The following is a 12,944-nucleotide window of genomic DNA, read 5'->3' on the forward strand; positions in this document are numbered from 1 at the left end:
CACGTCGTCACCGAATACTTCTCGGGGCAGCCGGCCGATGATCTGGTCATCCAATTTCGGGATCCGTCCGAGTTCTTCGACGAAGACGCCTATTCCAGAGCAAGAGAATCCGGCGCTGTGTCCGGAGTGGTTGTCGGACGATTGGGGGTCACCCACAATCCACCTCGTCTCCCGGACGGGCGCGTGCTCGGCGGCAGGCTGCTGCACATCGCTCGCGATACCGAGTGGGGGATGGCCCTGCGAAGTCACTTCTTCATCGGACACGATCTCGAGACACTCGGGCAAACCGCGGAACAGATTGCGGCACAAGCAACTGTGGAGTTCGGTCAAGGACTCCTGCAGCACGCGTACGACGAGTTCACATTTTTGTCTCGTTTCCTGCCGTCGCTCTACGTAGCCGAAAACCGGGACGTATCTCCGCCGCGAGCACCGTGGTGACGGCAGTTGTCTCGGTGCCCGCCAGGGTCGTGCACCCGTTTCCGGCGGCACCGAGAATTTCGGCTCGTCCCGATTTCCGGGACCTGATCCGTGACAAAAGGAATTAACGAACCGATCCTTGTTCTCAACATCAAAGCTATTTCACCAGAACGGAATTCGCTGTGCAGAGTGTCAACGCCGAAGCAACGAGGATAGCTGCTGACGTGATGATCGTCGGTTTCGGGCCGGTGGGGAAGCTTCTCGCCGTCAAACTCGCTCGGAAGGGCCACGATGTCGTCGTCGTGGATCGAAATGAAGTCGGATACCCTCTGCCGCGTGCAGTAACCCATTGCGCCGATTTCGCGCGAATCCTGCAGTCGGTCGGGCTGGCGCCGGACACCATTCCCGAGATAACCGAACCTTATGACGACATGTATGTGTGGCGAAACGGTGACGGGCGGACACTGGTGGAGGTCGACTGGAGTGGTAAAGGTGAATCCGGTTGGTACAACACCTATTTCTTCAGCCAGCCCGCATTGGAAGAGGCCTTGGACGCCATTGTCGCCGGGTTGTCCAATATTCGGGTGATGAGGGGGTGGGAAGCGGTGGCATTGACGCAGAATTCGGCACTGGCAACAGTAGTCGTCCAATCCGTGGACAGCGGTAGGTGTGTCGCCGTCGATGCGCAGTGGATTGTCGGTGCAGACGGGGCGAACAGTCGCGTTCGTCAATGGGCCGAAATCGACTGGCACGACGAGGGGTACTTCTACGATTGGTTGGTTGTGGACGTCAAACCTTCGGGCGGAACCAGTTTTCCGAACGTTGCCGCGCAGAATTGCGACTACCGGCGCCCTTCCACGATGGTTCCCGGTGGTCCGGGCCGCCGTCGCTGGGAGTTCATGCGACTGCCGGAAGAGAGTCGAGAATCCCTTCAGCGCGAAGACACGGCCTGGGAACTGCTCGAGCCGTATGGGCTGACCCCCGACAATGCAATCCTTGAACGGCATTCCGTGTACACGTTTCAGGCTTGCTGGGCGACGCGATGGCGACAAGGACGCGTGTTGCTCGCCGGCGATTCCGCGCATCTTATGCCGCCGTTCGCCGGACAAGGCCTGGGTGCTGGTGTCCGTGACGTGATGAATTTGTCGTGGAAGCTCGATGCGGTGTTGCGTTCGGCAGCGGACGACCACCTGCTCGATACATATGGAACAGAACGACTAAGGCACGCACAAGCTTTTGTGCAGTTCTCGACCGAACTAGGTCAAGTCATCTGCATGTCCGACCCTCAGCAAGCTGCTGAACGTGATGCCCGCATGGTGGCGAACTGGACTGCGGGAATGAAGCCTCCTGCTCCGCCACGACCAGGGCTCGGCCCAGGGATACATGTCGGGACTGCCGGTGGCAGTCTGGCTTTACAAGGTCAGGTTCGAGTCGGAGATGGCGAAGTTGCCAAGTTCGACGATGCGTTCGATGGGCCAGGGGCTTTGATTTCACGCACATCGGCCGCGCTGCGAGAAGTTCCGGAGGCGACGCGAACAGCTTTGGCGACGTTGGGGATCGACCTCGTAGCGCTCGGAGGTGCCGAATCGGCGGGCGTGACCGTTGTCGACGACGTCGACCTCACCTACACGCGCTGGCTCGACGATCAGGACGCAGATGTCGTTCTGGTCAGACCGGATTTTCACGTCTACGGCGTTGCTGGAACGCACCAGGCAACCGAGCTGGCAGCAGGTTTCCTACACAGGTTGCGTGTGCCGGAACCTGCTCGGACGCTTGCCTGACAGCGCGACCGCCACATCGACTATCGACAGGAAGTTACATGTTCAACTCAGTTACCGACGACATCGATTCGGTCGAATCATCTTCGGAACAATCCGGATCCGATGTTCGAAGAGGGCCCTTGGCAGGCATAGTCGTTGCAGACCTCACGCGCGCACTCGCGGGACCTCACGCTTCAATGATGTTCGGCGACCTGGGGGCGACGGTCATCAAGATCGAGACACCCGGTACCGGCGACGATACGCGCGGCTGGGGGCCACCTTTCATGGAACCTGCAGGTGCACAGCGAGAATCGACATACTTCTTGTCCACGAATCGAAACAAGAAGTCAGTCGTACTCGATCTGAAATCTGAAGAGGGTCTTGCACTACTGGAATCCCTTGTCTCACGCGCCGACGTTCTGATGGAGAATTTTCGGACCGGCGTCCTCGATCGTTTGGGGCTTACCGCCGAACGACTTTCGGAGCTGAATCCGCGACTCGTCGTGCTGTCCATCAGCGGATTCGGTCACGACGGACCGGAAGGCGGACGTGCGGGGTACGACCAAATCGCACAAGGGGAGGCGGGTCTGATGTCGCTGACAGGTTCGGGTCCCAACGACTTCCAAAAGGTCGGAACTCCGATAGCCGACCTACTGGCAGGGATGTACGGCGCATTCGGTGTACTCGCGGCACTGCAGGAGCGAGGGCGAACCGGCGTTGGGCAGACGGTACGAACCTCTTTGCTGGCCGGCATAGTAGGTATCCACGCCTTCCAAGGAACTCGATTTACCGTCGCTGGTGAAACTGGTAAGGCACAAGGGAATCACCATCCGTCGATCTGCCCCTACGGGCTCTTTCCGACAGCTGACGGCGTAGTTCAGATTGCGGTTGGTAGTGAAGGACTTTGGAAGCGGTTCTGCTCGGGCTTCGGGTTGGCCCCAGATGCCCCCGGGATGGAAGACAACTCCGAACGAGTTCGAAACAGTAAGGCGGTCCGCCAGCTTATCGAAAGCATTTTTTCGAAGTATGGCACGGACGAGCTGCTGCTCGAGCTGGACCGTACGGGTATTCCGGCGGGACGTGTTCGTGGAATCGACGAGGTGTACCGCTGGGAACAGACTCGTTCGCAGGGGTTGATGGTCGAAGTCGAACACGAAAGCCTAGGTCGGATAACGCTTCCTGGACCCCCACTCCGGTTCTTCTCTGTGGACGGCATGGAGGTCACGAAGAACTGTCACTCGGCTCCACCGCTTCTCGGTGCGGACAACGCTGTTGTCACCGGTTGGCTCAGCGAAGCACGCCGATGAGAAAGACATCGATGGTTTCTGCTATGAGGCCGAGCCGGCGCGACTCCGGCATGGTCGATGTGACGTTCGACGGCCCAATCGCGACGGTGACGATCGGCACAGGCCGTCGTCGAAACGCTTTGAACGGTGATGCTTGGAAAGATCTCGCGCATCAGATCATTGGCGTCTCGACCCACGCATCGCTCGGTGTTGTCGTCCTTCGCGGCGTCGGCGATACCTTCTGCGCCGGGTCCGATGTCACCGAGTGGGTCGGTGCCTGTGCCGAGGACGTCGAGGAGTCGTTCGCGCAAATGGAGGCAGCCTTCCGCGCTATCGAAATTTGTCCCGTTCCTGTCATCGCACAGATTTCGGGCGTGGCGGCTGGAGCAGGGTGTCAGTTGGCACTCGCGTGCGATATTCGAGTCGTGGCGACTTCCGCCAGAATCGGAATGCCTATTGCGCGTCTCGGGATTCGACCCAGTCCGGCATTCGCGGCGCGCCTTGTCCGTGTTGTGGGACCGGCTGTGGCCGCTGAACTGCACTACACCGGACGGCTGGTGAAGGGACCGGACGCGGTAACAACAGGTTTGGCGAATCGGTGTGTGTACGGCGAGCTGCTCGCGTCGACTGTTCGGGATTTGGTAGAGGAGATTGTTCGCCAGCCGACATCAGCCGTGCGTGCGGCGAAGGAGGCATTGATTGCTGTTACCGGCCCTCCTCCTCACCACACCCTCGGTCCGGCCGTGAATTTGCGCGACCTCCAACTTGGCATCGCGCAAATTCTGCATACGTGAGTCTGCAAGGCTGTTACTGGCCGGCGATGTATTCGATCGACGGGCCGGCAGTCCAACCGCCGTCGACGGCGATCTCGGAACCCGTTGTGTACGAGGCATCGTCGGAAAGCAGGTAGGTGACCGCGCCGACCAACTCCTCCGGGCGACCGACACGGCGATACGGATTGTTGGGGAATGCGCCCTCTTCGAGGCTGATACCCGTCGGTGCAGTCATGGGCGTCAGGACCATGCCGGGGTGAACCGAGTTGACCCGGATCTTGTCGCGACCGAGTTCGACGGCGGCGATCTTGCTCAGCCCACGCACGCCCCACTTGGCTGCGCCGTAACCGCTGGTCAGAGCCATGCCCATCAGGCCGGCGGCCGAGGAGATGTTCACGATGGATCCGCCGCCGGCTGCCTTCATGAACGGCACTACTGTGTGGATGCCGGTGTGCACGGACACCAGGTTGATCTGGATGATGCGCTGGAACGTCTCGAGTGGTTCCTCGGCGACTGTCTGGCCGGACGCCGAGATTCCGGCGTTGTTGACCAAACCGTTGATCGCGCCGAACTCGGATACCGCGTACTCGGCGGCGGACTTCCAAGACGCTGGATCGGTGACGTCGAGGTGAACGTAACGCGCTGCGTCGCCGAGAGATTCGGCCACTGCTCGACCGTCGTCGTCGAGTAGGTCGCCGATGACGACGCGGCCGTTGCCCGCGACGATGCCGCGGGCAAACGCCTCGCCCAGGCCGCGTGCGCCGCCGGTGACGAGAACGATTTTTCCGGAGAGATCCTGAGTCATGATTGTTCCTTACCTGTAGGTGTTGCGAGATATGGCTTCGAGAACGCCCCGAGCGCGCGGGTGATGGCCTCGGGTGCGGGCGTCCGGAGGTCTGCCATCTCACGCAGTGCGGCGACTACCGCAAGTGTTGCCTGGCCCGAAGCCGCTGTGGTGTCTAGCGAGGTTTCCGGACGGTCGATCAGGCGTGCGACTTCTGGGCGAATCAGTTCCATCGTCTCGAAAGTTGCTGATTCCCAAACTCTCCGGAGTGCCGCATCGCCGAAGATGATGGGCATCAGTGACCGGGTCATCGGCTCGAAAGACTCGCCGACCGATGCGATAAAGGCATTCTTCACAGCCGCTGCGAGCCCGAATTCGCGGGCTTGCGCGCTGAGTGCGGCGGCCAGACTGCGGTTTCCCTCGTCGAGCATCGGCCAGATGCTCTCCTCTTTGGTGGCGAAGCAACGGTAGAACGTTCGCTCGGAGATTTCTGCCCGCTCGGCGAGCTCCGCGATGGTCGTCGAAGTGTCGCCGCGTTGGACGAAAGCGGCAGCACAACTCTGCGAGACGCGGAGAAGTAGTGCAGTGCGGCGGGCTGTTGCCATATCCGCACTGTACCAAAAGTGGCAGAAACTGCCACAAATGGTGTCGGCCAGTCAGCCGACGTTACCTTCGATTCCGGAAACCTCCTGCTCAACTGCGTTCTTGAGGTTCAGGAGCGTCTTGCGGATGTTGCCGCGCTGAAAGTCGGCGAAGGTTTTTCCTCCGGTGGCAATTTTGTCGAACATGTCGGCGGCGAAGTCCGGCCAGCCGCGCCTGTCGTCGGTCCACGTTTCGGTAACTCGGGTTCCGTCGGGCACCGGCGAGAATCGGTACTGCCAGGTTGCGATAGAGGCGGGGATCCGGGGAGTACTGAGGCCGATCTTGTGAACACGGAATTCGAAGAGCTTCCCGGCCTCGGCAGCGGTGACTGTGCATCGCGTGGTCCACTGCGCGCGCCCACGCTTGTTGTGCCCGTCGAACTCCATGCCCAGGAAAGCGCTTTCGCGGTCTCCCCGCAAGGTTGCGCCTATGTTTTCGGGACTCCAGGCACCCATACGAGTGGGATCGCTAATGACCTCGTAGAGGGAAAGCGCGTCGGAGCTGACGACGATGCTGTCGGAGACGGTAAGTTCGCGAGCCATTTCGGTTTCAGGTTCTTTCTGTCGAGCGTGTGTGAGGTGAGTATGACTATCGGTGGTTTCGCGAACAAGATGCGGACGTGGCGGATGAACCGTCGACCTGATCGGCGTTGAACTACAGGTGCGGTTTCAGTTGGATCTTGACCGCGCCTTCCTGCTTCTTCTGGAAGATCTCGTAGGCGTGTGGCGCCTGATCGAGCGGCAGCTGATGGGTGGAAAAGGTGTCGACACCGAGTGGGTCGTCGTCAGTGAGCAGGGGCATGATGTCCTCTACCCACTTCTTGACGTTCGCCTGGCCCATCCTGAGCTGAATCTGCTTGTCGAACATGGTCATCAGCGGCAGCGGATCAACCATTCCGCCGTAGACACCGATCAAAGAAATGGTTCCGCCGCGCCGAACGATGTCGATGGCCGAATAGACAGCGCCAAGGCGATCGATTCCTGCGTTACGCATCGCAGGCGCGGCAAGAGCATCGGGAAGGAGTCCGACGAACTGCTGCGCGAGCTTTCCGATCGGAGACCCGTGCGCTTCCATACCGACAGCGTCGATCACCGAATCGGTTCCGCGGCCGTTTGTCGCGTCTCTGATGGCATCGCCGATCTTGCTGCCGTAGTCGTCCAGGTTGAGGGTCTCGATACCGCGTTCGGCAAGCCGCGCAAGGCGTTCGGGTACACGGTCCACACCGATTACTCGAAACCCCTTGTGGTGGGCGATACGAGCCGCCATGTCACCGATCGGTCCGAGGCCGAGGATTGTCACGGACCCACCCGGCGGGATGTCGGCGTATTCGACCGACTGCCAGGCTGTGGGGAGCACGTCGGAGAGGTAGACGAATCGGGAATCCGCGGGACCTTCGGGAACTTTGATGTGTGTGAAATGTGCTTGCGGTACTCGGAGGTACTCAGCCTGCCCGCCTGGCACCGAGCCGTAGAGTTCGGAGAAGCCGAACAATGCTGCGCCCGTTCCCTGATCGCGGACCTGCGTCGTCTCGCACTGTGTGTAGAGGCTCGAATCGCACATGAAACAGTTGCCACACGAGATCTGGAACGGAATCACGACGCGGTCACCTATCTCGAGATTCGTGACTTCCGAACCGACTTCTTCGACGATTCCCATCGGTTCATGGCCGAGAATGTCGCCGGCATTCATGAACGCACCCAGAGTCTCGTACAGGTGCAGATCGGATCCGCAGATATTAGTCGTGGTGACCTTGATGATCGCGTCGGTGGGTTCGACGATCTTCGGGTCCGGAACCGTATCGACGCTTACTTTCCGTTTGCCTTGCCAAGTCACTGCGCGCACTGGGATCGACCTCTCATCGTGGAAATGCTGTTCGCAGTCACCTGCCCGAAAGCACTGAAATGCAAACAAAATCGGTGAGGGTTGCGAGAAGCCCTGAGCGCGTTAGATTGAGATGGAGCTGGGTCCCGGTCTCTTTGCACCGGCTCCAGGACTGAGACGACGAGATGATGAGGACGATCGCATGACCGACAAAGACGACAACGACCAGTCGCCCAAGGGTGGGCACCCAGGACCCGTGGACAAGGGCGGCGACGGGGGAATGGCAACGCGAGAACAGGCGCCTGAACTGGTCGAGGAGACCTCCGGCGAGAAGTCTGACGACGAGTAGTTTCCTTTTACTCCGCGTTGGGTAACAACGGGGATAGGCCGCATCGGACCGTCCCGGAATCAATGCGGGCGAGGTTCCTCGAGGTTGAGCAGCCAGCCACGGGAACCGCCTTGAGCAGATCCCTCAACCCTGTTGTCATTCAACCCTGTAACAGCACGTGATCGAATCGGGTCCGCAGTAGTGTCGGGACCCGGAAGTCGTCAAGCGTTCGAACTATCAACTGCTCGGCAACATCCCGGAGTTTCACGTTGGTCTCTTGAGAACGCCACACGAGTATGTCGAAGGCGCGATCGGCCGAAATGCCGTAGATCACCATGAGCATGCCTTTGGCTTGCTCGATTACTCCGCGAGAAGCGGTGATTTCGTTGACCAGCACGTCGACAGACGCTTTCACCGTGCTGTCGAGGGTTTCGGTGACGTCGATGTAGAAGCCTGAGCTGCCGACCACGGCACCCGACTCGTCCACGACGCTGTCGCCGACGACGATTACCGAGTGAGTATCCCCTGCAGTGTCGATGATGCGGTGGCGGCTGCTGAACGGTCCGCCTGAAGTGCGGATGGCGTGCAGTGTCTGGGCAACGTGTCTTCGGTCGTCGGGATGCTTGTGCGAGAGCATCAATTCTGTCGTCGGAGCTACTTGGTCGGGTTCGTATCCGTGAATCCGTGCAACTTCGTCCGACCACTCCCACCGGTCGCCGTTGCGGTGATAGAGAAAGCCGCCCACCCGGTGTGGAGCCCCCGATCCTGACGTTCGCCCCAACCCGTCCTCGTTCACCACACACGCCCCCTCGTTCTCGACCTCGTCCCAACCGGCGTACTCGCCAGTTAGTTATATCGGACAAATCCGGCGGAGGTGGTGTCGGTCCCATATTTCGGAGCATCGTCTGGATCGCTACCGCATGGGTCGGGGAAACCGGCGCTCAGAGTACTTGGCGACGGTCCCACGTCACTCGCGGTTGAAACAGTGTTGCCGCTCTGTCCATTCGGTGATCGCCGCCGCGATGGCCGCAGGCTGATCCTCGGGGGCGAGATGTCCTGCGGGACCGCACTGTTCCACCTCGAGATTTGCGATATTCGATCGGCTCCACGTGACTTCGTCAGGTCCGATCATGAGAAGTTCTGCGGGGCCGCTGAAGGTGAGAAGAAGTTTGGGTACGTCGGTGCTTTCTGCGAGCCAATCGCTGTACGCCGCCACACGTGCATTCACGTCACCGGGAGTTCCTTCGATGGGGAAGGATCGTGGCCACTCGAGAAGGGGTCGGCGACTCTCTCGTGACGGATAAGGGGAGCGATAGGCCTCGGCATCGGTTTCGGTCATTTCACCGAGAACCGTTCTGTGAAGCGCTATTTCGAGAAAGAAGTTCTCGTCGAGTACCTTCGTCTCTCCTGTGTCGGAGTCCCTCAGAGCTTCCACCCGTGCCCGTGCCTCTCCCGGGAAGTGTTCGTCCCAGGTCATCGGACGAAGGATCGTTTCGAAGAAGGCCACACCTCGGACGCGATCGGGGTGGCGGGCAGCCCAGTCCAGTGCAAGTGCCCCGCCCCAGTCGTGTCCGACGAGTACGACGTCGTCGAGTTCCATCTGGTCGAACCAGGCGTCGAGGTAGCGGGCGGTGTCGAGGAAGCCATAGTTGATTGGCGGTTTGCCTGACTGCCCCATTCCGATGAGGTCAGGGGCAAGTGCGCGGCCTAGATTTCCTATCTGCGGCAGGATGTTTCGCCACAAGTGCGAGGATGTGGGGTTTCCGTGGATGAGTACGAAGGGTGTTCCTTCACCGCGCGAGCGGTAGGCCATGGTCGAGTCGAGCACGGGAATTGTGGGCATTGCGACTCCTCAAATAGTTTCCATATACTCTAATTGAGATAGTAGCCATGTATTCTATTTGTATGCAAGATCGAGAAACATGGACGACAGGGTCGCTGGTGTGGCACCTTGGCTTGCGCTGGCGGGCGGGGGTTGACCGAGCGATCGCGCACCTGGGGTTGACTCACGCCCAGTATTCAGTGCTCGCGTCTCTGCATGGTCTGGTGAGTGCGGGGGAGAGGCCGAGTCAGCGAGAACTCTCAGCGCACACAGGATTGCAGCGAATCTACATATCCAAGCTCGTGCGAGCGTTGGAGAAGAGCGGGTTTGTTGTCAGTGAACGCGATAGACGCGATGCGCGAGCCGTTCGCCTCGATCTCAGTGACGAGGGCAAACGAGTCATAGAGCTCGCTAAAGACATTGTCCGCCAATTGGATGCAAAGAATACGGAAGTGCTGACGAAAACCGGAGGGCGGGAACTCGCCGAGCTCCACCGCGCCCTTGACGCGTTACTCGACGCCACCGAAGCAGCAGATGGATAATGCGCCGGTCCGCTTCGTGGCGAAACCGAAGGCGATCGTGTGCGGACCCGGTCCACAGGACGTTCGTTGGAGGACCGACGGAAGCGTCGATCCCCCAACGAGCCCTATTGTCTAGCTGTCGATCGTCACGGTGTCACGTTGATCGGTGTGGCCGATGCGAACTGCAGTGTGCCCGACATTGTTGCCGTGCCAGTGGCTGCGGCGGGGCAGACGGGTCCGGTGCCGGTGCGTGTGTAGTTCACGGTGCCGGTGTTGCTTGCCACGACGCGCTGGTTGGGAATATCGAATGGCAGCGGTCCGACAGTGCTGGCCCCGACGGTGACTGTGCATGTTGATCCGGGCATCGTGACGACTGCGCCTCCTGCAGGAATGACCAGGGATCCCTGAGCCGATCCGGTGTCTGCCGAGACGTTCAATAGCCAGGAGCCGGAGGTCGTGACCACAGCGGGTAGGCCGTTAGCCTTGCACCCGGTCAGGCTGGGGGTGCCGATATTGACGTTGACTCCGCCGGTGCCGGTGTTGGAATTACCCGGCGCGGATGGGATGGTCCCGGAGCCCGTCGTACTGGAGCAGGTAAGTGTGATCGTTCCTGTCTTGATACTGAGATTGCTGCTCGAAGCAGTCACGGCTTGACCCGCTGGAGTGACGACGGTCGAAGCCAGAGCGGTGCCGGCTGCGACCGCAATCGCGGCTGCGGCGGCAGCTGTGACGATGGTGGTGCGGCGAACTGCATGGGTCATCGATATCTCCTTGTTGTCGGTGATACTTCGTGAGTCGCCGGTGCTTGCTCTACTGCGTCCGCAGGCTGTCGGCGCCGATGTTGAACACATCGCTTGTGGTGGTCAACGAGTTGTGACCACTCGAAGACGGAACGTTGGCGCGAAGATTGACTGCCCAATTCAATGCGCCGAACAGTCCACATCCAGATGCGCCCGGTACCGCGAACGTCTGGTCGGCGTGCGTCACGTTTCTGACGGCGGCGGTATCCGGAAATCCTGGAACTTCCTCCAGGACACCATTTTCGGACACTCCGAGTTTGAACATGATCGGGTTGCTCGCAGAACCCAGATAGCAGTTGCCGCCCAGCAAGGGGTTGGAGATCTTCAATCTTGCCGGAAGTGTGACACCGAGTTGGAATGCGTCGACTGTTGGCAACGCGACCGGTTCGACTGTTGCCTTGATGGTGGTCAAGCCGCCGGGGAACGGTATACCGAGCCCGAAGATTCCTCCTGGTACCTCGATGGGGGTGGAATAGACGCCTTTGGTGCCGTCAGTGGGAGGAATGAAGATCTGGTCGAACCCGAATTCAGCGTCGGGGTTCTCGCGATAGGCGACACCGCCGGCGATATTCAACGAGCCGGAAGGAATCGGTACTTTGAGCCCGTTGATGTTCATTTCGCCGCCTTTGACGACGACATCGACACAGGTGCTTGTCTCCGGATTGGCTATCGGGCATTTTCCCCAGCCCCCGAACGGCGCATTGGGCAGCGGGGCCGCCGTCGCGGTTGACACCGCCCCGAGAGTGAGGACTCCCGCTGCGACGACGGCGAGCGCGGCTCTGAATCGTATTGTGCGCATGGACAAGTGAACTCCGTTTCGAGGTGGCAATCTGTCGTCGATGACGGTTCTGTGGCAGTGGGTTGGATTGCTAGTTGGCACTACGTTCGGCAACGACGGCAGCGGGTTCGGGTGAGCCTGCCGGCTGGGGCCTGAGGCTGTCGGCACCGATGTTGTAGACGTCACTCGTCGTGGCGAGGGAGTTGGACGTGGTGGACGAGGGAAGCCCGGCGCGCCAGTTGACGATTGGATTCAGAACGCCGAACGGGCCACATCCGGAAGCTGTCGGGACCGCGAAGGGCTGTCCGGTGTGCCCGGTGTTTCGAACGACGGCAGTATCCGGGAAACCTGGAACCTCCTCGAGGACACCGTATTCGGTCACATCCAAGTTGAGTTGGACGGGGTTGTTGTCCGAGCCCAGGTAGCATTTGCCGCCGAGGAGTGGGTTCGCGATCTTCAATTTGACGGGTAGCTTCACACCAAGCTGAAATGCGTCCACGGTGGGGAGTGCAGACGTCGACTCTACGGTGGCCGAAGCCTTGTTCAGTCCGAAGAGATTGTTGAATGGCAGGTCGATTCCGAGTGCGCCCCCGGGGATGTCGATGGGTTTGGCGTAGATCCCCCGACTGTTGTCGTTGGGTGGGATGAATACTTGGTCGAATCCGAATTCAGCCTCTGGATTCTCCCGGTATGCAACTCCGCCTGCGATGCGCATCGCCCCGGCGGGAATGCTGACGGAAAGCTTGCCGATCTTCATGTTTCCGCCGGTGACCGTGACGTCCATACAGGTGCTGGTCTCGGGATTGTCGATCGGACATGAATCCCAACCGCCGAAGGGGATCTCCGCTGCCGGGGCGGCTCCTGCAATGCTTGCTGACAAGCTTCCCACCGCAGCGGCGGTGGCGAACACAGTTGCGGTGGCGAGTGCGCCGAAAAGCCCACGCGACGTCGAACGTCGGGACATGTATTTCTCCTTTGGGTACAACCGACCAGTCGGGATTGTGATGATGAGTGACGGTAGTCACGTGTGACTTGGATGTACAGACAATTTGAAACAATTCCGACAAAAGTATTACTGCGATCGCCTCCGCTACTACTTGCGGCTGTGAGGATTGAAATTTGTTGCAGTGCTCTGTGTCTCGTCATTCACCCGCGAATCGCTGTGAGGTGCTTCGACCCGAAAAGGCGTTCGTCGACGGGAATATCGGACTC

The 12,944-nt window shown here is 60.0% G+C and carries 15 protein-coding genes; 6 read left to right on the plus strand and 9 right to left on the minus strand.

Annotated features, from left to right (window positions below):
• From RWT78_RS13005 to RWT78_RS13020, 4 genes are all read left to right on the plus strand, one after another.
• Window positions 1-438: DAPG hydrolase family protein (locus tag RWT78_RS13005; RefSeq protein WP_399551849.1), on the plus strand; the 438-nt coding region annotated here is incomplete at its 5' end.
• A 161-nt stretch (window positions 439-599) separates the two neighbouring features.
• Window positions 600-2,198, plus strand: a complete 1,599-nt coding sequence (locus RWT78_RS13010; protein WP_042920183.1) for a bifunctional 3-(3-hydroxy-phenyl)propionate/3-hydroxycinnamic acid hydroxylase — start codon at window positions 600-602, stop codon at window positions 2,196-2,198.
• Window positions 2,199-2,236: 38 nt separating this feature from the next.
• Window positions 2,237-3,484, plus strand: a complete 1,248-nt coding sequence (locus tag RWT78_RS13015; RefSeq protein WP_314676042.1) for a CoA transferase — start codon at window positions 2,237-2,239, stop codon at window positions 3,482-3,484.
• 23 nt (window positions 3,485-3,507) lie between these two features.
• The gene (locus RWT78_RS13020; protein ID WP_099696961.1) at window positions 3,508-4,257 is read left to right on the plus strand and encodes an enoyl-CoA hydratase/isomerase family protein; all 750 of its coding nucleotides are present in this window, start codon (window positions 3,508-3,510) and stop codon (window positions 4,255-4,257) included.
• 13 nt (window positions 4,258-4,270) lie between these two features.
• On the opposite strand, the gene RWT78_RS13025 is transcribed toward RWT78_RS13020, so the two are convergent.
• The 4 genes from RWT78_RS13025 to RWT78_RS13040 form a co-directional block, all read right to left on the minus strand.
• Window positions 4,271-5,041: a glucose 1-dehydrogenase gene (locus RWT78_RS13025; RefSeq protein WP_003945779.1), complete on the minus strand. Its 771-nt coding sequence runs from the start codon at window positions 5,039-5,041 to the stop codon at window positions 4,271-4,273.
• Window positions 5,038-5,625: a TetR/AcrR family transcriptional regulator gene (locus RWT78_RS13030; RefSeq protein ID WP_165639139.1), complete on the minus strand. Its 588-nt coding sequence runs from the start codon at window positions 5,623-5,625 to the stop codon at window positions 5,038-5,040. The genes RWT78_RS13025 and RWT78_RS13030 overlap by 4 nt, the downstream gene beginning before the upstream one ends.
• 51 nt (window positions 5,626-5,676) lie before the next feature.
• Window positions 5,677-6,204 (minus strand): SRPBCC family protein, encoded by a 528-nt coding sequence (locus RWT78_RS13035; RefSeq protein WP_054187956.1) that lies wholly within the window; start codon window positions 6,202-6,204, stop codon window positions 5,677-5,679.
• Between the two features lie 112 nt (window positions 6,205-6,316).
• Entirely contained in the window at window positions 6,317-7,504 is a 1,188-nt protein-coding gene (locus RWT78_RS13040) for a zinc-dependent alcohol dehydrogenase (RefSeq protein WP_042452468.1), read from the minus strand.
• Window positions 7,505-7,685: 181 nt separating this feature from the next.
• Here RWT78_RS13040 and RWT78_RS13045 point away from each other — a divergent pair, with 181 nt between their 5' ends.
• The gene (locus RWT78_RS13045; RefSeq protein WP_164490549.1) at window positions 7,686-7,832 is read left to right on the plus strand and encodes a hypothetical protein; all 147 of its coding nucleotides are present in this window, start codon (window positions 7,686-7,688) and stop codon (window positions 7,830-7,832) included.
• A 139-nt stretch (window positions 7,833-7,971) separates the two neighbouring features.
• On the opposite strand, the gene RWT78_RS13050 is transcribed toward RWT78_RS13045, so the two are convergent.
• Both RWT78_RS13050 and RWT78_RS13055 read right to left on the minus strand, forming a co-directional pair.
• Complete coding sequence (locus tag RWT78_RS13050) at window positions 7,972-8,610, minus strand: PAS and ANTAR domain-containing protein (protein ID WP_037132380.1); 639 nt, start codon at window positions 8,608-8,610, stop codon at window positions 7,972-7,974.
• A gap of 168 nt (window positions 8,611-8,778) precedes the next feature.
• The gene (locus RWT78_RS13055) at window positions 8,779-9,654 is read right to left on the minus strand and encodes a haloalkane dehalogenase (protein ID WP_047269290.1); all 876 of its coding nucleotides are present in this window, start codon (window positions 9,652-9,654) and stop codon (window positions 8,779-8,781) included.
• Window positions 9,655-9,716: 62 nt separating this feature from the next.
• Between RWT78_RS13055 and RWT78_RS29215 the strand changes: the two genes are divergently transcribed.
• A complete protein-coding gene (locus RWT78_RS29215; RefSeq protein WP_176741993.1) occupies window positions 9,717-10,175 on the plus strand; it encodes a MarR family winged helix-turn-helix transcriptional regulator in 459 nt (152 codons plus the stop codon).
• Window positions 10,176-10,300: 125 nt separating this feature from the next.
• On the opposite strand, the gene RWT78_RS13060 is transcribed toward RWT78_RS29215, so the two are convergent.
• From RWT78_RS13060 to RWT78_RS13070, 3 genes are all read right to left on the minus strand, one after another.
• A complete protein-coding gene (locus RWT78_RS13060; RefSeq protein ID WP_047269291.1) occupies window positions 10,301-10,915 on the minus strand; it encodes a hypothetical protein in 615 nt (204 codons plus the stop codon).
• Between the two features lie 49 nt (window positions 10,916-10,964).
• On the minus strand, window positions 10,965-11,753 hold the full coding sequence (locus tag RWT78_RS13065; RefSeq protein ID WP_003945568.1) for a hypothetical protein: 789 nt from the start codon (window positions 11,751-11,753) through the stop codon (window positions 10,965-10,967).
• A gap of 70 nt (window positions 11,754-11,823) precedes the next feature.
• Window positions 11,824-12,696, minus strand: coding sequence for a hypothetical protein (locus RWT78_RS13070; protein ID WP_007734676.1), 873 nt, complete (start codon window positions 12,694-12,696; stop codon window positions 11,824-11,826).
• Window positions 12,697-12,944: the final 248 nt, after the last annotated feature.

The organism is uncultured Rhodococcus sp. (assembly GCF_963525155.1).
Classification (GTDB): Bacteria; Actinomycetota; Actinomycetes; order Mycobacteriales; family Mycobacteriaceae; genus Rhodococcus_F; species Rhodococcus_F qingshengii.

Bases quoted from the DNA above. Each gene is read 5' to 3' on its own strand.
- RWT78_RS13015 (WP_314676042.1), top strand. From the start codon at position 2,237: ATGTTCAACTCAGTTACCGACGACATCGATTCGGTCGAATCATCTTCG.
- RWT78_RS13020 (WP_099696961.1), top strand. From the start codon at position 3,508: ATGAGGCCGAGCCGGCGCGACTCCGGCATGGTCGATGTGACGTTCGAC.
- RWT78_RS13025 (WP_003945779.1), bottom strand. From the start codon at position 5,041: ATGACTCAGGATCTCTCCGGAAAAATCGTTCTCGTCACCGGCGGCGCA.
- RWT78_RS13030 (WP_165639139.1), bottom strand. From the start codon at position 5,625: ATGGCAACAGCCCGCCGCACTGCACTACTTCTCCGCGTCTCGCAGAGT.
- RWT78_RS13035 (WP_054187956.1), bottom strand. From the start codon at position 6,204: ATGGCTCGCGAACTTACCGTCTCCGACAGCATCGTCGTCAGCTCCGAC.
- RWT78_RS13045 (WP_164490549.1), top strand. From the start codon at position 7,686: ATGACCGACAAAGACGACAACGACCAGTCGCCCAAGGGTGGGCACCCA.
- RWT78_RS13055 (WP_047269290.1), bottom strand. From the start codon at position 9,654: ATGCCCACAATTCCCGTGCTCGACTCGACCATGGCCTACCGCTCGCGC.
- RWT78_RS29215 (WP_176741993.1), top strand. From the start codon at position 9,717: ATGCAAGATCGAGAAACATGGACGACAGGGTCGCTGGTGTGGCACCTT.
- RWT78_RS13060 (WP_047269291.1), bottom strand. From the start codon at position 10,915: ATGACCCATGCAGTTCGCCGCACCACCATCGTCACAGCTGCCGCCGCA.
- RWT78_RS13065 (WP_003945568.1), bottom strand. From the start codon at position 11,753: ATGCGCACAATACGATTCAGAGCCGCGCTCGCCGTCGTCGCAGCGGGA.
- RWT78_RS13070 (WP_007734676.1), bottom strand. From the start codon at position 12,696: ATGTCCCGACGTTCGACGTCGCGTGGGCTTTTCGGCGCACTCGCCACC.